This window comes from Knoellia subterranea KCTC 19937, from assembly GCF_000768685.1.
Classification (GTDB): Bacteria; Actinomycetota; Actinomycetes; order Actinomycetales; family Dermatophilaceae; genus Knoellia; species Knoellia subterranea.
Map to the genome: position 1 here is coordinate 319,993 of NZ_AVPK01000004.1, position 21,598 is coordinate 341,590.

Below are 21,598 nucleotides of genomic sequence, written 5' to 3' on the forward strand. Positions count from 1 at the left end.
CCGGGTGTTTAGGCTCCACTCATGACCACCGCTCTCGTGACCGGAGCGACCGCAGGCATTGGCCGCGAGTTCGCCCTCCAGCTCGCTGCCCGCGGCGACAACGTCGTCCTCGTCGCCCGTGACGTCGCCCGCATGGAGGCCTTTGCGGCTGAACTGCGGGAGGCACAGGGGGTGGAGGTGGAGGTGCTTCAGGCCGATCTGACCCGGCGTGAGGACATCGGTCGGGTCGCCAATCGGCTGGCCTCCACTGACGCACCCGTCGACATCCTCGTCAACAACGCGGGCTACTCGCTGAAGAAGTCGTTCCTCGACAACGAGGTGGAGGTCGAGGAGGCAGTGTTCGAGGTCCTCGCCCGGGCCGTCCTCGTGCTCTCGCACGCGGCCGGCAACGCGATGCGTGCACGCGGGCGCGGCTCGATCATCAACGTCTCGTCCGTGGCGTCGCTGCTGACGTCGGGGACGTACTCGGCGAACAAGTCCTACGTCTCGGTGTTCACCGAGGGCCTGGCGGCAGAGCTGGCCGGGACCGGTGTCACCGCGACCGTGCTCTGCCCCGGCTTCACCCACACCGAGTTCCACGAGCGTGCCGACCTCGACATGTCGAAGCTCCCGGACTTCATGTGGCTCGACGCTCCCCGACTCGTGCGCGACGCGCTCGCGGACGTCGACAAGGGCAAGGTCGTGTCGGTGCCCGGCCGCCAGTACAAGGCGTTCTACACCGCCCTCCGCGTCATCCCGCGTCCGCTCGTGCGGTCCCGGTCCCGTCGAGCCCACCGACCCAGCTCCGACTGAGCGAAATGTGGTCGACGCGAGGTGAGGGCGAGGCTGCTGCTCGGCGCCCTCGGATCGACGCCGAGCTCCGGGCTGGCCTGGCCGTCATCGGTGGTGTGTTTCCCCCGACGATCACGCCGGATCTCATCGGCTTCATGCGCCAGTCGTACGCATCGCCACCCATCGAGGACATGCTGCGCGGCCGTGCCATCGACCTCGCCGTCCACGAGCTGCCCGGTCATGGGGGAGACACGATCGAGGTGTCGGTCCTCTCCCCGCGCCATGCCTCGGGGCCTCGTCCCGGCGTCGTCGTGGCGCACTCCGGTGGCTTCATGTTCGGCGACCGCTTCAGCGGGCTCGACCTGGCCATCGACTGGGTCGACCAGTTGGGGCTCGTGCTCGTCACCGTCGAGTACCGGCTGGCCCCCGAGCACCCGGATCCGGTGCCGTTCGAGGACTGCTACGCCGCGCTCGAGTGGACTGCTGCCCGCGCCGAATCGATCGGCGTGCGCCGCGACCGCCTGGTGGTGGCCGGGGCGAGCGCCGGTGCCGGGATCGCGGCGGGCCTTGCGCTGGCGGCCCGTGACCGTGAAGGTCCAGGGCTCGCAGGGCAGCTTCTCGACTACCCCATGCTCGACGACCGCGGGCTCACCGAGTCGACCAGGCTCTTCGACGGCATCGGAGTGTGGGACCGGGTCAGCAACGAGACCGGCTGGGCCGCGCTGCTCGGAGACCGTTGCGGGACCGACGGCGTGAGCGCGTATGCCGCGCCTGCGCGCGCCACAGACCTTCGCGGCCTGCCGCCCGCCTTCCTCGACGTCGGAACCGTCGAGATCTTCCGGGACGAGACGGTGGAGTATGCCGGCCGGCTCTGGTCCGCCGGTATCGACACCGAACTGCACGTGTGGCCGGGCGGCTTCCACGCTTTCGACATCTTCGCCAAGCACGCCGCGCTGTCCCGGGGGATGATCGCGACCCGCAAAGCATGGCTCGAGCGGATCGTGTCGGACTAGAATCCAGACCTCCCTGACGAGGTGGTGATGGGTCGATGCAGGAGCTGCTGGGGCGTCTGTCGGCCCTCGACCCCGACGCCAGCCAGGGCCTGCGCGTGATCGCGTGCTTCGACGAGCTCGTGGCGGGCAACGTCAACACGCGGGCGCTCCTCAGCGCGGCTGCGTCGCTGGCCGGCTGCGTCGCCGGCTTCCACCGGGAAGGCTCTGGCCAGGTCGTGCGCGTCACCCCCCGTGCTCAGCTCGCCGAGCCCCCGGCCTCCGCGATTCCGCCGGCGCTCGGTGCGGGTCCGGAGGCGAACGCGGTCGAGGCGGCGACCGGTCTGACCGTCTGGCTCGAGCGCGACGGCCTGCCACACGCCAACGACGCGATCATCCTCGAACGCCTGGCCCTGTCGGTCCGGGTCCGCCACGGCGGTGGAAGGGCGGGGGACCGGCGCCGCGCCCTGGGTGTCCTGCTCGACGGATCGGTGCCCGTCGACGAGCGGCTCTCGGCTGCAGCGCGGCTGGGGCTCGCGGCGTCGGCGCGCTATCGCGTCGTCGCGGCACCGCTCTTCGCGACGTGGGCGCGTCACCCAGAGGTGCCCGAGGACGTCGTGCCCACACCCTTCGGCCCCATTCACGCCCTGGTGGTTCGCGCCGACGCCGAGCCGCCCGAGTGCACCCCGCGTGGCACGGGCTCGGCCGCCGTTCCGGCGCAGCTACACCGCTCCTTCCTCGCTGCCGTCGTCGCCCTCCGGCTGTGTTCACCCCCGGCCGTCCGGAGCGTCGACGCCGACGACTACGGAGGGCTCGTCGACGTCCTCGTCGACACGCCGGCCGAGACACCGCTGGCCGACGTCGACCTGCTCGAGCCCGTCATGGGGATCCCGTGGGGTGAGTCCACCGTCGATGCACTCGTGCGCGCCGGCTCCGTGCGCCAGGCCGCGCGGCTCGGCGGGGTGCACCACAGCACGATGCAGTCCCGCGTCGACGCGATGACCACCGCACTCGGCTTCGACCCGCTCGACGGCTTCGGGCGCACGCGCCTCGGACTGGCGCACCTGCTCTGGAGACTGCGCGACTCCACCGTCCTCGAGCTGCCGGCGCCCGAACCCGGCCGGGCACCCACTGGAAGCCGCTCCGCGAACGCGGGCTGACGGCATACCCCAGCTCGCCGGAGGCGACCCGCCATCTGGCGGAGCAAACCCGCCAAGGTGCGCACGGCTGCCGGATGTGCCGGTGCCCTCGCGCGACGACGATCGTCCACGACCCGTCCGTCCAATGAAGTGCGAGGCGCAGTGATGATCGACAACCCCTACTACTCCCACGAGTTCCACGGCGACTACGAGCTGGTCAGCATCGGAAGGCTCGACCTCGAAGAGGGCGGGAGCATCCCCGACTGCGAGCTCGCGATCGCGACGTTCGGCACCCTCAACGACGCCAGGGACAACGCGATCCTCATCCCGACGTGGTACTCGGGGACGCACCAGGTGTGGCGCGAGATCTACATCGGCGAGGACCACGCGCTCGACCCGACGAAGTACTTCATCGTCTGCGTCAACCAGATCGGCAACGGCCTGTCGACGTCACCGCACAACACGGGGGACGCGAGCATCTCGATGTCCCGCTTCCCGAACGTGCGGATCGGTGACGACGTCGTCGCCCAGGAGCGCCTGCTGCGCGAGCACTTCGGCATCGAACGCCTCGCGCTCGTCGTCGGCGGCTCGATGGGAGCACAGCAGACCTACGAGTGGGCGGTCCGCTTCCCGGACAAGGTCCTTCGTGCCGCGCCCATCGCCGGGACCGCGCAGAACACCCCACACGACTTCCTGTTCACCGAGGCGCTCAACGAGCAGATCTGGTCCGACGCCCGATGGAACAACGGTGAGTACACGTCGAACAAGGAAGTCCTCGACGGCCTGACCCGGCACGCCCACCTCTGGGGGATCATGGGCTTCTCGACGGAGTTCTGGAAGCAGGAGGTCTGGCGGGCGCTCGAGTTCGAGTCCAAGGAGGAGTTCCTCGAGGGCTTCCTCGAGCCGTACTTCACGGCCATGGACCCCAACGACCTGCTCGCCATGGCCTGGAAGTGGCAGCGAGGCGACGTCGCCCGGCACACCGGCGGTGACCTCGCCGCGGCCCTCGGCAGGATCACGGCGAAGACCTTCGTCATGCCGATCAACGAGGACATGTTCTTCCCGGTCCGGGACTGCGCGGCTGAGCAGGCCCTGATTGCCGGGTCCGAGCTGAGGGTCATCGACGACGTTCTCGGCCACCTGGGTCTGTTCGGCGTCGCGCCGACGTACATCCCGCAGATCGACGACGCCCTCAGGGACCTGCTCGCCGAGGAGGTGTGAGGTCGGCGGCCCCGGCCCCTCGGTAGGGTCGGGGCCGTGACTGACATCGCTTCCGACCGCGCCCGCCTGCTCGAGATCGTCAAGGACAAGGCCATCGTGCACGGCCGCGTCACCCTCTCCTCCGGCAAGGAGGCCGACTACTACGTCGACCTGCGCCGCATCACGCTCGACGGTGAGGCCAGCCCGCTCGTCGGCCGCGTCATGCGCGACCTCGCCAAGGACCTCGACTTCGACGCCGTCGGTGGCCTGACCCTCGGCGCGGACCCCGTTGCCACGTCGATGCTCCACGCCGCCGCCGCCGCGGGTGAGCGCCTCGACGCGTTCGTCGTCCGCAAGGCCGGCAAGGCCCACGGTCTCCAGCAGCGCATCGAGGGCCCGTCGATCGAGGGCCGCCGCGTCCTCATCGTCGAGGACACGTCCACGACAGGAGCCTCGCCGCTCGATGCCGCGAAGGCCGCGCAGGAGGCCGGCGCCACCGTCGTCGGTGTCGCGACCATCGCCGACCGCGCCACGGGTGCAGCCGAGGTCTTCGCCGACGCCGGGCTCCAGTACCGCCACGTCTACGGCCTCGCCGACCTCGGCCTCGCCTGAGGCTCGACCAGACCGCGACCTGCACCTTCGCGCATCCCGGAGCACACGGCATACAGGCTCTAGGATCGCGGACGAGACGTCTCGAACAGGGGAGTTCCCATGATCACCGCAATCGTCATCGTTGCCATCCTCGTCGTCCTGGCCCTGATCGTGGTCGGGATGTACAACGGCCTCATCAAGCTGCGCAACCTCGTGCAGGAGGCGTGGCGGCAGATCGACGTCGAGCTGACGCGACGGCACGACCTCATCGGCAACCTCGTCGAGACGGTCAAGGGCTACGCGGCGCATGAGCGCGGCACGCTCGAGGACGTCATGAAGGCGCGTTCGGCCGCGATGGCGCCGAACCAGTCGCCGGGTCAGCAGGCCGAGAGCGAGAACATCCTCAGCCAAGCGCTCGGACGCCTCATCGCCGTTGCCGAGGCCTACCCGGACCTCAAGGCGAACCAGAACTTCATGGCGCTCCAGGCCGAGCTGACGAGCACCGAGGACCGCATTGCGTCGGCGCGTCGCTACTACAACGCGACCGTGCGTGACCTCAACACCAAGGTCGAGACGGTCCCGACGAACTTCGTCGCCGGCATCTTCGGCATCAAGCAGGCCGAGTACTTCGAGGCCGTCGGCGAGCAGCGCGAGGCCCCGAAGGTCGACTTCGGACAGCGCGACGCGACGATTCCGCCGCCGAGTGGGTATGCCGGTGGGGCACCTTCCGCCTCCACCCCGCCGTCGCCGACGTCCCCGGCTCAGACGCCCGCCGCACCCGAGCCGCCGGCTGCGTCTCCGGCCCCGCAGGCTGCGCCGCCCGCTGAGGCCACCCAGCCCATTGACCCCACGACGCCTCCCGGCGACGTGCCGCCGGCCCCGCCCGCACCCCGAGTCTGAACGTGTCGGTTCAGGGGGGATCCCGCAGCGTCCTCGCCGAGCCGTGGGTGGCTGAGGTCTGGGTCGATCCGCAGTGGTACGAGTGCCAGAGCAGCCCGGACCGGCTGCCCGAGCCCGGACCGCCCACGGTCGTCCCGCTGCGCGGTAGCCAGTTGCTCATCGGTCGGCACAGCGAGACCCACGCGGTCGTCCCGCACATCGATTGCGACCGCGACGCCGGAGTGAGTCGTCGCCACGCCCAGCTCACGCGACAGGGTGACGGTTGGGTGGTCGAGGACCTCGGCTCCGCGAACGGCACCTATGTCAGCGGCGCTGTCGGAGACATCCCGCAGGACCCGATCGAGATCGGTCGACCGGTCGCTGCTGGGAGCGTGCTCTACCTCGGGTCGTGGACTCGCATCGTGCTGCGTCGGGAGTCGGCCGCCGGCTGAGGCCTCCTGCCGCGAGGCGAACATGTGCGCCGGTCGAGCGACCGGCGCCCACCTTCGTGACCGGCGCAGCCATCCGTGCGCCGGTCACCAGCTTCTGCGCCGGTCGCACGACCGGCGCAGAGCCCGCGGGCCGCGCAGCCGCGATCGGGAGGGTCTGCGGTTACTTCTCGGTCGGGAGGATGAGAGCGTAGACGTCCCACGGCCGCGCGTCGTCCGGGTGCTCGCGCCGGGTCCGCCCCTTGTAGGCCCGGAACACCTCGTTCAGCTGCTCCTTGATCTCCTCGAGCTCGGCGTCGGTGACCCAGAGCCGGCCCCGTGACGTCATGCCCGTCTCCTCGCCCGTCTCGAGTGATGCGGCCAGGCGGTCGAGCCCCGCGTCCAGCCCCACGAACCACTTGGCCAGGGAGGTGCGACTGAGGTCGCGACCGGCCGCCCGGTGCGCCTCGGGAAGGATCGAGATCGATGTCGCGCTCGACCGCCACGGCCGTTCGCGGCCGTCGCTCGAGGCCGCGTCGCGCTCGACGACCCCCCACTTCTCGAGCGCGCGCAGGTGGTAGCTGGTCGCCGAGGGGGTGAGGTCGACGAGACGCGCAGCTTCGGTGGCCGTGAGCACCTCGCCGGAGAACAACTCAGTGATGAGCCGCTGCCGCGCCGGGTGCGCCAGCGCGCGGAGGGCTCGCGGGTCGGTGATCCGGAGCTCGTCGGGTCGCTTCTTCGCCATGGATCCCAGCCTAGTGTTGACGCTGGAATTCATGAAGCGTTACCTTCACATATATGAAGCAACTACTTCACGAGTATGCCGGTGTGCTGGCCGTGCGTCAGGCTCGCCTCGTCCTCGGGGCGAGTGTCGTCTCGATGGTCGGCGATGCCACGGCCCTGGTCGCCCTGCTCCTGAAGCTGCATGAGGAGGGGCACGGACCGCTTGCCGTCATGGCCCTGCTCATCTGTTTCGCCCTGCCGATCGTCGCGACGATGGGTCTCGCCGGATCGGTTGCTGACAGCCACGACCCGCGACGCGTCCTCGTCCTGGCACTTGCCGTCCAGGCGGCTGGCGCGATCGGGCTCGTGGTCGCACCGTCGGTGGTGTGGGTCTGCGCGGCGGCAGTCGTCATGCAGACGGGGTTCGCGTTCGCCAACCCGGTGTGGAGCGCGGTCATGCCGCGGGTCGTCGGCGAGGACCTGTCGGGCACGTACGTCTCGCTGGCCCAGGGGATGCGCGCCGTGGCCTCACCCATCGGGGCCGCAGTCGCGGGCGTCGTCGTCGAACACTGGGGCAGCCGAACGGCGCTGGCCGTCAACGCCGCGAGCTTCGTCGGGCTCATCGGAGCTGCACTCGCTCTCAGGGTGGGGCGGGTGGGCGCGCCGGTGGGTGAGCGCGAACGGTGGCGTCGGTCATCGCTCCTTCCGCGCGATGGCGTGACGGTGTTGCGCCGTGACCCGGTGCTGGCAACGCTCGTCTTCGCGATCGTCCCGCTCATCCTCACCATCGAAGCCGTCAACGCGGTCGAGGTCTTCCTGGTCAGAGGCGACCTCGGAGCCACGCCCAGGCAATACGGCATGGCCGAGGCCTGCGCCGGCGTCGGCGCCGTCTTGGGCTCCTTCGCCGCTGCGGCCATTCGCTCCCGCCCTGCACGAATCCGGGGGCTGCTCCTCGGGATCGCCGTCGTCCCGCTCGCCCAGATCGTGCAGGGTCTCGCGCCGACCCTGGGGGCCTACGCCGGAGCAGCATTCGTTGTCGGACTGGCGCTCGGGATCGTCAACGCGTTGATCTTCGCACTGCTCCTCCGAGAGATCGGGGAGGTCGACCGGGGCAAGGTCATCACCCTCGTGAGCGGGCTGTCCCGATCGGCGACGATCGGGGCCCTGACCCTCGGTGGAGTCCTCGGGACCCTGGTCGGCGCGCGCACGGCATACGTCATCTGTGGTTCTGCCGGGCTCCTCATCGCTGCGGCCGCGGCGCTTCGCGTGCAGCGCCCTGTCCACCGGTCGGTGGACTCCGACTCCACCCAGTGGTCGGTGCCGACCGGACGCTGACGCGAGGATGCTGGAGGCATGACAGCGATCAGCATTAGGGGGCTTGAGAAGGCCTACGGCAGCAAACGTGCAGTCGACGGCCTCGACCTCGACATCGAGACCGGCGAGGTCTTCGCGCTGCTGGGTCCGAACGGCGCCGGCAAGACGACCACCGTCGAGATCCTCGAGGGCTTCCGCACCCGGGATGCCGGTGAGGTCAGCGTTCTGGGCGAGGACCCGCATGGCGCAAACCGGCTGTGGCGGAACCGAATCGGCATCGTCCTCCAGTCGTCATCGGGGCTCGATCTGCTCACGCCGAGGGAGATCCTCGCGTCGACGGCGCGGTCCTACGCCAAACCCCGCGCCATCGACGAGGTCATCGCCGCTGTCGGGCTCGAGGAGAAGGCCGACGTCCGCATCGCCGGACTCTCCGGCGGGCAACGTCGCCGGCTCGATGTCGGGCTCGGCATCGTCGGCCGCCCCGAGCTCCTCTTCCTCGACGAGCCGACGACCGGGTTCGACCCGCAGGCGCGCCGCGACTTCTGGGAGCTCATCCGCAGCCTGGCATCCGAGGGGACGACGATCCTGCTGACGACGCACTACCTCGACGAGGCCGAGCAGCTCGCCGACCGCGTCGGCGTCATCGCCGGTGGGCAACTCCTCGCCCTCGACACGCCCGCCAACCTCGGGGGTCGAGCGTCGGAGGAGGCGACGGTGACCTGGCTTGAGCAGGGGCAGCGCCAGTCCGTGCGCACCGCGACGCCGACCCTCGAGGTGCGGCGGCTCGCCGAGCGGTTCGAGGGCGAAGTGCCCGAGCTCGTCGTGAACCGCCCCTCCCTCGAGGACACCTACCTGTCACTCATCGCACCCCATGTGGCTGCGCACGACGAGCCTGCTTCACACGACACGGGGCGCACCAACTCCATCGCCCAGGAGGTCTCGGCATGAACGCCGTCGCACTCGGCTTCGACCGCACGCTCCTCGAGCTGAAGATGTACTCGCGGGAGAAGGAGGCCGTCTTCTTCTCCTTCCTCTTCCCGATCCTCATGCTCGCGCTCTTCTCGGTGATCTTCGGCGACGAGATGGAAGCCGGGGGGTCGCAGATGAGCGCCGCCGAGTACTTCCTGCCCGGCATGATCTCGGCCGGCATCCTGCTCACGAGCTTCCAGACGATGGCGATGTCGGTCGCGGCCGAGCGTGACGACGGCACCCTCAAGCGACTCCGCAGCACGCCCATGCCGCCGGTGTCCTACTTCCTCGGCAAGGTCGGTCTCGTCGTGACCACCGCACTGGCACAACAGGTCTTGCTCCTTGCCGTCGCCAGGTTTGCGTTCGGGGTTGAACTTCCGGACACGGCCGATCGCTGGTTCACCTTTGCATGGGTCTTCGGTCTGGGTGCCTTCGCGGGAACCGTTCTCGGCACGGCCTACAGCTCACTCGCCACCGCCCGAACCATCGGCGCGGTCGTCGTCGCCCCGATGCTCATCCTGCAGTTCATCTCGGGCGTCTATTTCGCTTTCACCGACATCCCGAGCTGGCTCCAGCACATCGCCTCGATCTTCCCGCTCAAGTGGATCGCCCAGGGCATGCGCTCGGCCTTCTTCCCCGACCAGCTCGCCTCGATGGAGATGGCAGGCGCCTGGGAACACGGTCGCACCGCCCTGGTCCTCGGTGGCTGGGCCGTCGCCGGACTCGTCCTCTGCGTCCTGACCTTCAAGTGGTTCAAGCGCGGCACGACATGATGGCACCGTGACCAGTCCGTCCACGCCGTCCCCGCCGTCCGCGTCGCCCTCGGAGTCCTCGGAGTCCTCGGCTCGGTCGCAGCTCTCGACCGACGAGCTCGCGGCCATGTGGCGCGGACAGGCCAAGTGGTGGGACTTCGGCTGCTACGCGCTCATCGCGACGGCCGTGGTCGTCGCCCTGCTCGAACCGGCCGGTCCCCACGGGCGGTGGCCCACCATCGTCCTCCTCGGCGGGATCGCCCTCGCCTACATCCTGTTCGGTCGCCGCGCGCTCATGCACGAGGAGACCGTGTATGCCGTCCTCTATCACCTCTGCGCGTGGACCTGCCTCCTCACGATCATCGCGCTCGACCCCGAGTTCGAGGCATGGCTGCTGTTCTTCTGCCTCTTCCCGCAGATCTGGGCCACGTTCTCCCTCCGGCCCGCACTGCTCGCCACCGGACTCGGTCTCGCCGCGATCTTCGTCAGCGTCGTCGCCCCGGCGGACAACCCCGCAGCCGAGGTGCCGGGTGCGCTCGTGTCGGTGCTCATCTCGTTCACCCTCTCGGCCGCCCTCGGCATGTTCATCCACCGCATCATCCGCGAGGCCGAGGAACGGGCCGGCGTCATCGACGAGCTCCGCGCCACCCGCGAGCAACTCGCCGTCGCGGAGCGGGCGCAGGGCGTCATGGACGAACGCAGTCGTCTCTCGCGCGAGATCCACGACACGCTCGCGCAGGGCTTCACCTCGGTCGTCGCCCTGTCCCGGGCTGCGGGATCGGCTCTGGATCGCGGCGACCTCGAGGCCGTACGCGAGCGGCTCGCCATGGTCGAGCAGACCGCTGTCGACAACCTGGCCGAGGCACGCGTCATCGTCGCCGAACTCACTCCCGGCCACCTCCAGTCGCGCACGCTCGTCGAGGCACTCGCGAGGCTTGCCGACACGATGACGCGAGAGACCGGCATACAGGTCTCGTCCACCGTCACCGGCGAACCGGCACCCCTCGGCGGCAACGCCGAGGTCGTCGTCCTCCGCGCCGCGCAGGAAGGGCTGTCCAACGTGCGCCGCCACTCCGGAGCCGAGGCGGCCTGCCTCACGCTCGACTACGCACCCACGCAGGTCTCCCTCGAAGTCACCGACGACGGCTCCGGCTTCGACCCCGACGCTGCGCGCGACGGCTTCGGCCTGGACGGACTGCGTTCTCGCGCAGCGGAACTCGGTGGGGCTGTGACCATCGCACCCGCCGCACCCCGCGGTACCCGACTCAGGATGGAGCTGCCCCGATGATCCGCGTCGTCGTCGTCGACGACCACCCGGTCGTCCGTGCGGGGATGGTCGCCCTGCTCGGCGAGATGGCCGATGTCGAGGTCATCGGGGAGGCCGGCAATGGCGCCGAGGCGCTCGCCATCGTGCCCCGACTCACGCCGGACGTCGTCCTCATGGACCTGCGCATGCCCGTGATGGACGGCGCCGAGGCGACTGCCCGGCTGCGCGAGCTGCCCGACCCTCCCCAGGTCCTCGTCCTCACGACCTATGACACCGACGCCGACATCGTGCGTGCTGTCGAGTCGGGGGCGCGCGGCTACCTGCTCAAGGACACGCCCCCGACCGTCCTCGCCGACGCGATTCGTCGTGCCGCCCTCGGCGAGACCGTCCTGGCCCCTCCGGTGGCGGCCAAGCTGGCCGAGCGGCTCCAGGCGCCCAGGGTCGAGCTCACGCCGCGCGAACTCGATGTCCTCAGGGCGGTGGCCCGCGGACTGTCCAACGCCGAGGTCGGTCGCGAGCTCTTCATCGGCGAGGCCACGGTCAAGACGCACCTGCTGCGGATCTTCGCCAAGCTCGAGGTGACGGATCGGACGGCAGCCGTCACCGCGGCATACGGAATGGGTTTGATCAGCCTGTGAGGTGAGGCGACGCGCGCCCGGGCGCAACTCTCAGCGACGTTGCCGAGTGGTCGGCTCAGCCGAGGACCTGGCCGAGGAGCCCACCCGCGCCGCCGCTGTTGCCGCCTCCCGACTGCTGGTGCCCACCGTCCACGACGGACTCGCTCGGCTGGACCAGGACATGTCCCTGCCCACTGAACGCCATCTGCACCAGCTCACCCGTACCGCCGCGCACGAGGGATCCCAGACCGCCGGTGTCGATGCGCACATCCATGCGGACGCCAGAGGTCCACAGGACGACGGCCTGCGCATCCGCGAAGGTGGGGGCGCTGGCGACATCGAGTGCCACCGGGTCACCCTTCGTCGTCACTGCCACGTAGCCGGTGCCCTTGAGCCCGACGTTGTAGAGCCCGCCGGTCATGGCTCCGCCACGGGCCTGGATCCGGTGGATCTCCCAACTGATCGAGCTGCTGAAGGCCAGCACGTTGTTGCCGTTGACGGAGATGGCGTCGTTCTCGAGATACATGACCTGCACCTCGGCGGCAGACTCGGCGAGGAAGAGCTCGCCCTGACCCGCACAGCTCATCAGCGTCAGGCCCTCGCCCGTGACGGCTGACTTGAACATGTTGCTCATGCCCTGGCTCTTCTTCGTGAAGCGGATGTCGCCCTGGTAGGCGACCATCGAGCCGGCGCGGGCCATGACCTCGCCGTAGCGCATGTCCACCCGGAGCAGCTTCTTGTTCTGGAGCGAGAACGGGTCGGCCGTCTCCTTCTCGCGGAAGTCCTGGAACAGTGATCCGTGGATCGTCATGGCCTGCATCCCCTTCGAGTGTGATCTCCCCTCCCGGAGCCGTTTCCGGGGTTCGACGCAAACCTATGACGTGGTCCGCGGCCGCGGATATCGTTTGAGCAGAACAGTCATCGATCGATGTGGGCAGGGAGCAGGGGCATGGGGTTTCTCGACAAGGCCAAGCAGGCAGCCACTGATTTCGCGGCGGCGAATCCGGATCTCATCGGAGGGCTGAGCGGGTCACCGGCCTCCGGGCAGAGTGACCGGCTCCTGCGCGATCTCGGCGCGCTGACCTATCTCAACGCCCAGGGCCGGCCCGGTCCGGACGCGGAGTACCAGCGGATCATGGGTGAGCTCCGGACGCTCGAAGCAAGTGGGCGCCTCAACCTCACGTTGACCTCGGCCCACACGGCACCCGGCGCTCCACCGCCTCCTCCGGGAGCAGTGCGACGCGAGTACGAAGCGGGCCAGGCGGCCACCCCGCCCGCCCCGACTCCGCCGGCCGCGCCCCAGGCTCAGCCTCAGGCTGCGCCTCAGGCTGCGCCGGACCCGTCCGGCCCGACCGGAGTTGATGGAGGCGCGGGCACAGGTGCCCCGCCGCCTCCGCCGAGCTGGAGCTGATCCGCTCGGGAATACCGGGCAGCGCAGCAGGCGACAGGCAGTTCAGATGCGGTCGTCGCGGATGTCGTCGACGACCTCCGCGGTCTCCTCGATGACCGTGCGTGAGGCGCTGCGGTGGCGGAGGTACTCGAAGACCATCGGCAGGACCGAGAACGCCACGATGACGAGGATCGCGGCCTCGAGGTTGTCGTGGATGAACTGGATGCCGCCGAGGAAGTAGCCGAGCAGGGTGATGCCCGTTGCCCACAGCACGGCGCCGACTCCGCTCCACACGAAGAAGTGGCGGCGGTCCATGCGGGAGACGCCGGCGACGACGGTGATGAAGGTGCGCACGATCGGCACGAAGCGGCCGAGGACGAGGGCCTTGGCGCCGTGCTTCTCGAAGAAGGCGTGCGTCTGGTCGAAGTACTTCTTGTTGATGAAGCGGCCGTTGCGCTCATAGAGCGGGGCACCGATGGCCCGGCCGATCTCGTAGCCCACGACGTTGCCGACGAACGCCGCGATGCTGAGGATGAGGCAGGCGAGCAGGATGTTGATGCCGATGTCGCCGCGGCTGATGAACAGGCCGATCGCGAAGAGCAGCGAGTCACCGGGCAGGATCGGGAAGAGCAGCCCGCACTCGATGAAGACGATCGCGACGCTGACCCAGAAGAACTGGGAGCCGAAGCGGTCGAGGAGCCACTGGGGGTCCATCCAGTCGGGGCCAAGCGTCGGCATCATCACGGAGCCAAGGGTATGCCGTCCGGCTGAGCGTTCGCTGCATGCCTCCTGTGCCGCTCGCCGCGCCCCGGGGTCGGGCCCCGTCAGCCCTTCTGGCCGTCGATGGCCTCGCGGAGCAGGTCGGCGTGGCCGAGGTGCTGCGCGTACTCCTCGATCATGTGCACGACGATGTCGCGCACGTTGAGGACGCCGTGGTGGTCGCAGTCGACGGTGGCGTCCATGTCGTCGTGCGCTGCGAGCCACTCCTTCGAGAAGGCGACCTCGTCTCGCCAGTTCGTCCAGGCCTCGTCGACGAGGGCCTGGTCCGCGACGGCGCCGTCCCAGTCGACGTCCGCGCCGCGCGGCCCGTAGAGGCGGCCCGGGTCGCCCTCGCCAACGAGCCAGCGGCGGAACCAGATCCGCTCGACCTCTCCGAGGTGACGGATCATCCCGAGCAGCGACATGGTTGACGGCGGCACCGAGCGCGTCGCGAGCTGCTCGGGCGCCAGCCCTTCGCACTTGCGCGCGAACGCCTCCCGCCGGCTGTCGAGGTAGTCGACGTAGTTGTCCCGTTCACTCAGCAGTTGCGGTCCCATGCCCCTCAGTCTGCGGTCCCTTGGCTGGTCTCGCACTCAGGTTTCCCATCCGCCTGCCAGGCACGGACCTCACCTTGCGCAGTCGGCTGGCGACGATGACGGTGATGAAGCCGCTGAGGCCTCGCAGGAACTCGAGGATGGCGAGCGTGGTCGGGATCGGATCGTCGCCGCGCAGTGGGTTGGGCAGTGACATGACGATGAAGAAGAACAGGCCCCACGCAGCGACGGCGGCCGCGCCGACATAGGTCACGACGAGGGCGCTCGATCCGCGGAGCGAACCGGGGGTACGGGTGGCCAGCGCGATGAGGCCCGCGCCCGCGACGACGGACAGAAGGACCGCGACGATGCTGTGCGATCCGAAGAGTTCCAGACGGGTGGCGACGACGAGTTCGGCCACGCAGATCGCCACCAGGCCGATGGCATGGGCCATGGTCAGGACACGCGTGCGTGTGGGGACCGGGGCCCACGTCGACAGGCGTGTCGTCCAACCGCCGGGGCGGATCCACCGCTCCCAGCTGTGCAGCGCGAAGATCGTGAGCAGCGCGACCCCGAGCACGGCGAAGCCCCCGTAGACCATCGCGTACACCCAGCCCGCGATCGGGTCGAACTCCGTCATCGCGGTCTGCTTCGCGCTCGGCGTCGTCACCGCGCTCCTGATGGCCTCGACGGGGAGCAGCACGAGGATCCCGCCGAGGAGTCCCGTGCCGACGAACATCGGGATCTGGACGAGCCACGCCGGGATGCGTTTGCCGACCTCGAGGACCAGCGCGACGGCGAGGGCAGCAGCGGTGAGCTCCATGAGGAGGGTGATGGCGTTGGCGACCTCCATGGCGCTGCCGGCGAGGGCGTCGGGGTCCTTGAGGCCGATGGTCGAGCCGGTCAGCCAGAGGATCTTGATGGCCACGTAGGGGAGCGTGGCGAGGACGGCGATGGTGGCGAGTACGAGCCGGAGGCGACCGGGGCCACGTCGGGAGCGGCTGGTCGGTGTGTGGCCGGGTCGGGTTTGCACGAGTTGGGTCATGCCTCGACTGTCCGGCGGCAGCGGCAGCTGGCACATCACGCGGGCGAGGGGTTCGGGTCCCTCGTTCGAGGGATTCGCCGACGAGGGTGACGTGTCAGGGTGGTGTCATGCGACGGAGAGCCGGGTGGGGTGCCGTCGCCCACGTGTTCGTCGCGATCGCCCTGGCCCTGCCGCTCGTTGCCGCGGTCGGCGCCACGGTGGCGGCACTGCTCATCCCGTCGCAGTCGATGCTCAACCGCGGCCTGCTCACCGTCCTCGGCGTCGGCTTCCTCGCCGTCGTCACGTGGGTCGCACTGCTCCCGGAAGTGCGCCCGGTCGAGGTCGCGACGGCACGCGCCCTGCTGGGCCTCGACCTGCCCGACGTCACGCACCCCACTGACTGGACCTCGCGGCGTCGCGGCGCTCTGTGGTTGGCCTTCCTCGCGGCGCTCGGACTCGTCGTGGCGGTGGGCGTGCTCTATCTCCTGCCCACGGGAGTCGGCCTCGTCGCCCATCCGTTCACGGGGGCAGAAACGATCGGTATGCCGGGTGCGGACTTCCGCACCGGCTCCGGCTGGGGTGCCGCCTGGGTTGTCGTACCGGGGCTCGTCTCCCTCGTTGCGACGGCTGCGCTGGTCTGGGGCGCGGGGGTGCTCCTCACCCGGATGGCGCCGCGGGTCATCGGCCCGACGATGGTCGAACGTGTCGCCGTCGCTGCGAATCGTGAGCGCGACCTTGCCCGGGCGAACGCCCTCGCTCGCGACCTGCACGACTCGCTCGGCCACCTGCTCACCGCAATGACGATCCAGGCGACCGCCGCTCGTCGGCTGGTCGCCACGGATCCCGATGCGGCGGAACGAGCCATGACTGCAGTTGAGGAGCTGGGTCGTTCAGCCCAGGCTGATGTCGACGCCGTCGTCGGTGCCCTCAGGGGACGAGGGGAAGCGCGTTCCACGACGGCGTCCGGGTCCGACGCCGTTGCCGGGGTTCTGCGAGCCGTCGCCGCGCACCCGGGCAAGGTTCACGTGTCCGCCCCGGCGCAACTCGAGGTGTCTGCGTCCGTGGCCGAGACCGTCGAACGTGTGGCCCGTGAAGCCCTCACCAATTCGGCCCGTCACGGCGTTGGGGCGCCGGAGCTTCGGCTCGAATCCCGCTCTGGGACAGTCGTTCTCGAGGTGGTGAACTGGATGCGCGACGACCGGGCGCCCGGTGGGCAGGATGGCCGGGCAGGTCTGAAGGGCTTGCGTGAAGAGGTGCTCCTCGCCGGTGGCGCCCTCACCGCGGGGACCGAGGAGGAGGGGACATGGCTGATTCGAGCAACGCTGCCGCTGGTGTGATCCGGGTGGCGGTCGTCGACGACGACCAACTCGTGCGCTCCGGACTCGTCGCGATCCTCGGGCTCGAGGACGACATCGACGTGGTGGGGGAGGGCTCGGACGGCGCCGAGGTGCCGGCCCTCGTGTCGCGTACCTCCCCCGACGTCGTCCTCATGGACGTCCGCATGCCGCGTATCGACGGCATCGCCGCGACCGAGAGCCTCACCTCGCGCGACGGTGCCCCTGCGGTCGTCGTCCTCACGACCTTCGAGAACGACTCCTACATCCACGACGCGCTGCTCGCCGGCGCGCGGGCCTTCGTCCTCAAACGCGCCACCCCCGACGAGTTGCTCCTCACCGTGCGCACCGTGGCCCGTACCGACGCACTCGTCTTTCCCGATGCGATCCGCCGGGTGGCGTCCCTGACACAGACGCACACGGGGGCGCAGGCACAGGCACCCGCGTGGGTCGCTCGCCTCACCGACCGCGAACGCGAGGTGCTCGCCGAAGTTGCTCGCGGACGCACCAACGCCGAGGTGGCGGAGGTGCTCTTCATCTCGCTCGAGACGGTGAAGACACATCTGCGGTCGCTCCTGTCGAAGTCGGGCTCGCGCCACCGGACCGAACTTGTCGTGCGTGCCTACGAGTCAGGGATGCTACCCACGTGAGTGACAAGGATTCAGTGGTGCGGGCCGACGTCGGTGTCGGCCCGTGGGAAGGGCCGTGGCCCGACGACGAGCGCTTCGACCCCGACCTCCTCCGCGACGGCGATCGACGCAATGTCGTTGATGCGTACCGCTATTGGCGCCACGACGCGATCGTTGCCGACCTCGACACGAAGCGCCACGACTTCCATGTCGCGATCGAGAACTGGGAGCACGACTTCAACATCGGCTCGGTCGTCCGCACCGCCAACGCCATGGGAGCCGCTGCCTTCCACATCGTCGGGAAGCGCCGGTGGAACCGGCGCGGTGCGATGGTCACGGACCGCTACCAGCACGAACACCATCACCCCACGGCAGGCGACCTGGCGTCGTGGGCGGGAGCACACGGCATACATCTCATCGGGATCGACAACCTTCCCGGGAGCCGCGCGCTCGAGACCTACGACCTGCCGAGGAAGGCGATGCTCGTCTTCGGGCAGGAGGGGCCGGGGCTTTCCGAGGCGATGCGTGCGGAGTGTGAGGCGGTCCTGCACATCGAGCAGTTCGGGTCGACGCGGTCGATCAACGCCGGCGCGGCCGCGGCCATCGCCATGCACGCGTGGGTGCGGCGCCACGAGTTCGGCCAGAAACCCGGGTGACTCACGCGGGCAGGTGACCTAAGGTGTCTCCTTGCCCCAAATCCCTTGAGCTCAGGAGAGGCACTTCGTCATGCCCATGAACGAGGAGCTCACAGAGGAACGGAACCACCTCGCGCAGTCGCGCGCCGAACTGGCTCGCATGCGCGAACGCACCCTCGCGCTCGACATCCAGGGCGGTGACGCCGTCTCGGCCGAGCGGCTCGCCGAGACCTTGTGGCGCCGCGCCAAGTCCCTCGAGGACGACCCCACGACCGCGCTGTTCTTCGGTCGCGTAGACCTCGACGGCACGGGCGGCAGTGGCGAGGGCGCCGACGAGCGGTGGTACATCGGTCGCCGGCACGTCACAGACGACGCCGGCGACCCGCTCGTCATCGACTGGCGTGCGCCCGTCTCGACGACGTTCTATCGCGCGTCGCACGCCGACCCGATGGGGGTGCGGCTGCGTCGGCGGTTCGGCTACGACCGGGGTCAGATCACCGCGATGGAGGATGAGCACCTGCTCGATTCCGGTGAGCCAGAGGCGCGCTCGCAGATTCTGGCGACCGAGATTGAGCGGCCACGCGTCGGTCCGATGCGCGACATCGTCGCGACGATCCAGCCGGAGCAGGACGCCCTCGTCCGCGTCGACGCGACGACGACCGTGTGCATCCAGGGGGCGCCAGGGACGGGCAAGACGGCAGTTGGTCTGCACCGCGCGGCCTGGCTCCTCTATGCCTACCGGCAGCGGCTCGGGCGCACCGGTGTCCTCGTCATCGGACCGAACGATGCCTTCCTCGAGCACATCGGTGCCGTCCTCCCGACCCTCGGCGAGGTGGAGGTGCGGCACACGAGCATCGAGGCGCTGACCCAGACCGACAAGATCCGGGTGCGGGCGAGTGAGCCCGCGGACGTCGCGCAACTCAAGGGTGATGCGCGGATGGCGGAGGTGCTGCACCGAGCCGTGTGGTCGCACCTTGTCCCTCCGGCCGAGGCGATGGTCGTGCCGCGCGGCGTGCGGAGGTGGCGCGTACCGGCATACGACGTCGCCCCGCTCGTCGACGGGCTCGCGGCGCGCGACGTGCGCTATGAATCGGCGCGCCTGCTCCTGCCGCAGCGACTCGCCCACGCGGTGCTCGTCAAGATGGAGGCGCTGGGGGAGTACCCGGACGACCGCGTCCAGGACGCCATCGCCAAGAGTGCGCCGGTGAAGGCGTATGCCGGTGGGCTCTGGCCCAAGGTCGACGCCCGTGCGCTCTTGCACCGTTTGCTGTCGGATCCTGAGGCGCTCGCGGCGGCTTCGGAGGGTGTGCTGACCGAGGACGAACAGCGGTTGCTGCTGTGGGAAAAGCCCTCTCGCACATCGGGATCGGCCAAGTGGACCGTTGCCGACACCGTGTTGCTCGACGAGCTCGGGGACCTGCTGGAGCGGACGCCGAGCCTCGGACACGTGGTGCTGGACGAGGCGCAGGACCTCTCACCGATGCAGCTGCGGGCGGTGGGTCGTCGATGCACCGCGGGTGCGGCGACGGTCCTCGGCGACATTGCTCAGGGAACGACCCCGTGGTCGACGGCGTCGTGGGCAGAGAGCCTGCGGCACCTCGGGAAACCGGAGGGTGTCGTCGAGGAACTGCGGCGCGGGTTCCGCGTGTCGGCGAGTGTCATCGAGTTCGCGGCGCGGTTGTTGCCGCAGGCGGCGCCCGGGTTGGCGGCGCCGGAGTCGGTGCGTGACAACCCGGGTCGGCTCGACCTCGTGGAGGTCGGTGGGGCCGAGGTCGTTGGTCGGGTGGTCGGTGAAGTGCAGCGGCTCGCCGCCCTCGAGGGCAGCATCGGCGTCATCGTCCCGGACGCGCGCGTGCCCGAGGTGTCACGCGCGCTGACGGGCGCGGGTGTCGAGCACGGGACGCTGGGGCTCGACCACGGCGACGTGGACCACCAGGTTGATGTGGTGCCGGCGACGGTTGCGAAGGGACTTGAGTTCGACCATGTGTTGGTGCTCGAGCCGGCCGAGATCGCCGCGGCTGAGCCCGACGAGCGAACTGGTTTGCGTCGCCTCTATGTCGTCCTCACGCGCGCGGTCTCGGACCTCACGGTCATCCACGCTGAACCGCTACCGGAGGCGTTGGCCACCTGACGCCGGCATGCCGTGTCGGGCAGCTGAGCTGGCTGACGCGTCTGTGCCGCGGTGCTGTTTTGGTGTCGTTGGCGTCGCGCTTCCGCCGCTGTCGGTAGTGGTGTCTAGGTTGGGTTGTGGCGGGGGTTGACACTCGGCTTGGTCGTGGTGCCGTCGCCCGAGGTCATGGTGAATTCGGTTGTGCCAGTTCATAATTCAGCCATCAGCGTAACCCGAGACTCTTGACTGTCGAACTCCAGTTCGACTAGCCTTGAGGGCATGGACACCACCGCAGCGACCGCGACCCTGGAGGGTCGGTTCGCTGCGCTGCACGCCGGAGCACACGAGCTGTCGATGGAAGAACTCCTCGACGTCATCGAGCTCGCGCAACGAGAGAAAGACGCCGCCTCGGCACGGCAGGCGATCGCGTTGGCGCACCTGTCCGCGTGGGACACCCACCGGCAAGAAGACGGCTCCGTCACCGAGATCCACCACGGCCTGGGTCATCAACGCCTCGACGCCCCCGAGTTGGCCGCGCCCCGCCTGGGGTGTTCGGTGCATGTCGCGGAGAACCGGATCCTGGACGCGATCCGGCAAATGACGCGCACCCCTGCCCTGGTGGAAGCAATGGCCTCCGGGGACCTCGATGAGCAGCGGGCGCGGGTCGTGACCGAAGAAACCGAGTTCCTGTCGCCCGAGTCCGCCGCCGAAGTCGTCGAGCGAGTCCAAGACGTGTGGGGACAGTTGACGACCGGTCCGCTGCGGCGACTGCTGGCACGGACCGCAGCGCAGGTCGACCCCGACGCCGTCGCCGAACATGCCGCAGCCGAGCGGGAACGCCGCGGACTGACCCGCCGGGCCGGAGTCAACGGTACTGACCACTGGCGTGGTGACTTCCGCGTCGAAGACGCCCGAGCAGCGTGGGCCGCAGTCACTGAACGCGCCCGCGAACTGGTCCGTGCCGGCGACGCCGACAACCTCGCCATGGCCCGCTCGGACGCGATGATGGAACTCATCCTCGAACACTGCGACGTCAAAGTCATCGTCCACGCCACCCGCGCCGCCGACCCCGACCCCGACCCCCGACCAGACACCAACGGCAGGGACGGTGACGGCGACCCCAACGGGAACGGCATCAACGGGAACGGCAGCGATCGTGACGGCAGCAGCCTTGACGGAAACCATGGCAACGACTCCGATGCCAGCAGCGGTCGTGACGGCGCCACGGCCAACAATTCCGATGCCGGCAGCAGCAGCGGGACCGGCAGCAAGGCGTCGACCACGAAGACTGCGAGGGCACATCCACGTGCTGGCGAGGCCGACAGGGGCAACGCCCAGACGACTTCACCGGCGCCGGCACCGTCGACCTCGGGTTCCAGTTCCCGATCGTCCTGGGGTCCGGCTTCACCGTCAGGGTCGAGAACAGCCGGTCCCGACTCGCCGTTGCCAGGATCGTCTTCGCCGCTGCCGCGGTCGGCCTCGGCGCGTTCACCATCACTGGGTTCGGGTTCGCCGCCGGGGCAGCGTGGTGGGGAGGATCTGGTC

The 21,598-nt window shown here is 69.5% G+C and carries 23 protein-coding genes; 18 read left to right on the top strand and 5 right to left on the bottom strand.

Features of this window, described 5'->3' with window-relative positions:
- The first annotated feature begins 21 nt into the window (after positions 1 to 21).
- The 7 genes from N803_RS09350 (at position 22) to N803_RS09380 (ending at position 6,021) form a co-directional block, all read left to right on the top strand.
- Positions 22 to 792, top strand: a complete 771-nt coding sequence (locus N803_RS09350; RefSeq protein WP_035904362.1) for an SDR family NAD(P)-dependent oxidoreductase — start codon at positions 22 to 24, stop codon at positions 790 to 792.
- Positions 793 to 797: 5 nt separating this feature from the next.
- On the top strand, positions 798 to 1,784 hold the full coding sequence (locus N803_RS09355; RefSeq protein ID WP_211253485.1) for an alpha/beta hydrolase: 987 nt from the start codon (positions 798 to 800) through the stop codon (positions 1,782 to 1,784).
- A 35-nt stretch (positions 1,785 to 1,819) separates the two neighbouring features.
- The gene (locus tag N803_RS09360) at positions 1,820 to 2,920 is read left to right on the top strand and encodes a CdaR family protein (RefSeq protein ID WP_035904364.1); all 1,101 of its coding nucleotides are present in this window, start codon (positions 1,820 to 1,822) and stop codon (positions 2,918 to 2,920) included.
- A 144-nt stretch (positions 2,921 to 3,064) separates the two neighbouring features.
- Positions 3,065 to 4,120, top strand: coding sequence for an alpha/beta fold hydrolase (locus N803_RS09365; protein ID WP_035904365.1), 1,056 nt, complete (start codon positions 3,065 to 3,067; stop codon positions 4,118 to 4,120).
- A 36-nt stretch (positions 4,121 to 4,156) separates the two neighbouring features.
- Positions 4,157 to 4,711, top strand: coding sequence for an orotate phosphoribosyltransferase (gene pyrE / locus N803_RS09370; RefSeq protein WP_035904367.1), 555 nt, complete (start codon positions 4,157 to 4,159; stop codon positions 4,709 to 4,711).
- Positions 4,712 to 4,810: 99 nt separating this feature from the next.
- Positions 4,811 to 5,590 carry a LemA family protein gene (locus N803_RS09375; RefSeq protein WP_035904368.1) on the top strand — a complete coding sequence of 260 codons (780 nt, stop codon included), beginning with the start codon at positions 4,811 to 4,813 and terminating at the stop codon, positions 5,588 to 5,590.
- Between the two features lie 2 nt (positions 5,591 to 5,592).
- On the top strand, positions 5,593 to 6,021 hold the full coding sequence (locus N803_RS09380; RefSeq protein ID WP_035904370.1) for an FHA domain-containing protein: 429 nt from the start codon (positions 5,593 to 5,595) through the stop codon (positions 6,019 to 6,021).
- Between the two features lie 160 nt (positions 6,022 to 6,181).
- Here N803_RS09380 and N803_RS17475 read toward each other — a convergent pair whose 3' ends face one another.
- A complete protein-coding gene (locus tag N803_RS17475; protein WP_052112094.1) occupies positions 6,182 to 6,742 on the bottom strand; it encodes an ArsR/SmtB family transcription factor in 561 nt (186 codons plus the stop codon).
- Positions 6,743 to 6,795: 53 nt separating this feature from the next.
- Here N803_RS17475 and N803_RS09390 point away from each other — a divergent pair, with 53 nt between their 5' ends.
- Genes N803_RS09390 through N803_RS09410 form a run of 5 tightly spaced genes read left to right on the top strand, consistent with a single transcriptional unit; the run spans position 6,796 to position 11,660 of the window.
- On the top strand, positions 6,796 to 8,055 hold the full coding sequence (locus N803_RS09390; RefSeq protein WP_084764326.1) for an MFS transporter: 1,260 nt from the start codon (positions 6,796 to 6,798) through the stop codon (positions 8,053 to 8,055).
- Between the two features lie 18 nt (positions 8,056 to 8,073).
- Positions 8,074 to 8,982, top strand: a complete 909-nt coding sequence (locus N803_RS09395; protein WP_035904372.1) for an ABC transporter ATP-binding protein — start codon at positions 8,074 to 8,076, stop codon at positions 8,980 to 8,982.
- Positions 8,979 to 9,776 carry an ABC transporter permease gene (locus N803_RS09400; RefSeq protein ID WP_035904373.1) on the top strand — a complete coding sequence of 266 codons (798 nt, stop codon included), beginning with the start codon at positions 8,979 to 8,981 and terminating at the stop codon, positions 9,774 to 9,776. Before N803_RS09395 ends, N803_RS09400 begins: the two co-directional genes overlap by 4 nt.
- A gap of 7 nt (positions 9,777 to 9,783) precedes the next feature.
- Positions 9,784 to 11,043, top strand: coding sequence for a sensor histidine kinase (locus N803_RS09405; RefSeq protein WP_052112095.1), 1,260 nt, complete (start codon positions 9,784 to 9,786; stop codon positions 11,041 to 11,043).
- Complete coding sequence (locus N803_RS09410; protein WP_035904375.1) at positions 11,040 to 11,660, top strand: response regulator; 621 nt, start codon at positions 11,040 to 11,042, stop codon at positions 11,658 to 11,660. The genes N803_RS09405 and N803_RS09410 overlap by 4 nt, the downstream gene beginning before the upstream one ends.
- Positions 11,661 to 11,715: 55 nt before the next feature.
- Here N803_RS09410 and N803_RS09415 read toward each other — a convergent pair whose 3' ends face one another.
- Positions 11,716 to 12,450 (bottom strand): AIM24 family protein, encoded by a 735-nt coding sequence (locus N803_RS09415; protein ID WP_035904587.1) that lies wholly within the window; start codon positions 12,448 to 12,450, stop codon positions 11,716 to 11,718.
- Between the two features lie 138 nt (positions 12,451 to 12,588).
- Here N803_RS09415 and N803_RS09420 point away from each other — a divergent pair, with 138 nt between their 5' ends.
- Positions 12,589 to 13,050 carry a hypothetical protein gene (locus N803_RS09420; protein WP_035904376.1) on the top strand — a complete coding sequence of 154 codons (462 nt, stop codon included), beginning with the start codon at positions 12,589 to 12,591 and terminating at the stop codon, positions 13,048 to 13,050.
- A gap of 42 nt (positions 13,051 to 13,092) precedes the next feature.
- On the opposite strand, the gene N803_RS09425 is transcribed toward N803_RS09420, so the two are convergent.
- The 3 genes from N803_RS09425 to N803_RS09435 form a co-directional block, all read right to left on the bottom strand.
- Positions 13,093 to 13,770, bottom strand: coding sequence for a DedA family protein (locus N803_RS09425; RefSeq protein WP_035904378.1), 678 nt, complete (start codon positions 13,768 to 13,770; stop codon positions 13,093 to 13,095).
- A gap of 83 nt (positions 13,771 to 13,853) precedes the next feature.
- The gene (locus tag N803_RS09430) at positions 13,854 to 14,345 is read right to left on the bottom strand and encodes a DinB family protein (RefSeq protein ID WP_035904379.1); all 492 of its coding nucleotides are present in this window, start codon (positions 14,343 to 14,345) and stop codon (positions 13,854 to 13,856) included.
- The gene (locus tag N803_RS09435; protein WP_156969722.1) at positions 14,323 to 15,366 is read right to left on the bottom strand and encodes a hypothetical protein; all 1,044 of its coding nucleotides are present in this window, start codon (positions 15,364 to 15,366) and stop codon (positions 14,323 to 14,325) included. The genes N803_RS09430 and N803_RS09435 overlap by 23 nt, the downstream gene beginning before the upstream one ends.
- Before the next feature lie 107 nt (positions 15,367 to 15,473).
- Between N803_RS09435 and N803_RS09440 the strand changes: the two genes are divergently transcribed.
- The 5 genes from N803_RS09440 to N803_RS18880 all read left to right on the top strand — a co-directional run.
- Positions 15,474 to 16,682 carry a sensor histidine kinase gene (locus tag N803_RS09440; protein WP_052112096.1) on the top strand — a complete coding sequence of 403 codons (1,209 nt, stop codon included), beginning with the start codon at positions 15,474 to 15,476 and terminating at the stop codon, positions 16,680 to 16,682.
- Positions 16,649 to 17,329, top strand: a complete 681-nt coding sequence (locus tag N803_RS09445) for a response regulator transcription factor (RefSeq protein WP_035904382.1) — start codon at positions 16,649 to 16,651, stop codon at positions 17,327 to 17,329. The genes N803_RS09440 and N803_RS09445 overlap by 34 nt, the downstream gene beginning before the upstream one ends.
- Entirely contained in the window at positions 17,326 to 17,964 is a 639-nt protein-coding gene (locus N803_RS09450; protein WP_035904384.1) for a TrmH family RNA methyltransferase, read from the top strand. Before N803_RS09445 ends, N803_RS09450 begins: the two co-directional genes overlap by 4 nt.
- 76 nt (positions 17,965 to 18,040) lie before the next feature.
- The gene (locus N803_RS09455) at positions 18,041 to 20,074 is read left to right on the top strand and encodes a HelD family protein (protein WP_084764327.1); all 2,034 of its coding nucleotides are present in this window, start codon (positions 18,041 to 18,043) and stop codon (positions 20,072 to 20,074) included.
- 258 nt (positions 20,075 to 20,332) lie between these two features.
- Positions 20,333 to 21,598: DUF222 domain-containing protein (locus N803_RS18880; protein ID WP_035904386.1), on the top strand; the 1,266-nt coding region annotated here is incomplete at its 3' end.

Coding starts and splice junctions, on each gene's coding strand:
- N803_RS09350 (WP_035904362.1), top strand. CDS start 22: ATGACCACCGCTCTCGTGACCGGAGCGACCGCAGGCATTGGCCGCGAG.
- N803_RS09355 (WP_211253485.1), top strand. CDS start 798: ATGTGGTCGACGCGAGGTGAGGGCGAGGCTGCTGCTCGGCGCCCTCGG.
- N803_RS09360 (WP_035904364.1), top strand. CDS start 1,820: ATGCAGGAGCTGCTGGGGCGTCTGTCGGCCCTCGACCCCGACGCCAGC.
- N803_RS09365 (WP_035904365.1), top strand. CDS start 3,065: ATGATCGACAACCCCTACTACTCCCACGAGTTCCACGGCGACTACGAG.
- N803_RS09375 (WP_035904368.1), top strand. CDS start 4,811: ATGATCACCGCAATCGTCATCGTTGCCATCCTCGTCGTCCTGGCCCTG.
- N803_RS17475 (WP_052112094.1), bottom strand. CDS start 6,742: ATGGCGAAGAAGCGACCCGACGAGCTCCGGATCACCGACCCGCGAGCC.
- N803_RS09390 (WP_084764326.1), top strand. CDS start 6,796: ATGAAGCAACTACTTCACGAGTATGCCGGTGTGCTGGCCGTGCGTCAG.
- N803_RS09395 (WP_035904372.1), top strand. CDS start 8,074: ATGACAGCGATCAGCATTAGGGGGCTTGAGAAGGCCTACGGCAGCAAA.
- N803_RS09400 (WP_035904373.1), top strand. CDS start 8,979: ATGAACGCCGTCGCACTCGGCTTCGACCGCACGCTCCTCGAGCTGAAG.
- N803_RS09410 (WP_035904375.1), top strand. CDS start 11,040: ATGATCCGCGTCGTCGTCGTCGACGACCACCCGGTCGTCCGTGCGGGG.
- N803_RS09415 (WP_035904587.1), bottom strand. CDS start 12,450: ATGACGATCCACGGATCACTGTTCCAGGACTTCCGCGAGAAGGAGACG.
- N803_RS09420 (WP_035904376.1), top strand. CDS start 12,589: ATGGGGTTTCTCGACAAGGCCAAGCAGGCAGCCACTGATTTCGCGGCG.
- N803_RS09425 (WP_035904378.1), bottom strand. CDS start 13,770: ATGATGCCGACGCTTGGCCCCGACTGGATGGACCCCCAGTGGCTCCTC.
- N803_RS09430 (WP_035904379.1), bottom strand. CDS start 14,345: ATGGGACCGCAACTGCTGAGTGAACGGGACAACTACGTCGACTACCTC.
- N803_RS09435 (WP_156969722.1), bottom strand. CDS start 15,366: ATGACCCAACTCGTGCAAACCCGACCCGGCCACACACCGACCAGCCGC.
- N803_RS09440 (WP_052112096.1), top strand. CDS start 15,474: ATGCGACGGAGAGCCGGGTGGGGTGCCGTCGCCCACGTGTTCGTCGCG.
- N803_RS09445 (WP_035904382.1), top strand. CDS start 16,649: ATGGCTGATTCGAGCAACGCTGCCGCTGGTGTGATCCGGGTGGCGGTC.
- N803_RS09455 (WP_084764327.1), top strand. CDS start 18,041: ATGAACGAGGAGCTCACAGAGGAACGGAACCACCTCGCGCAGTCGCGC.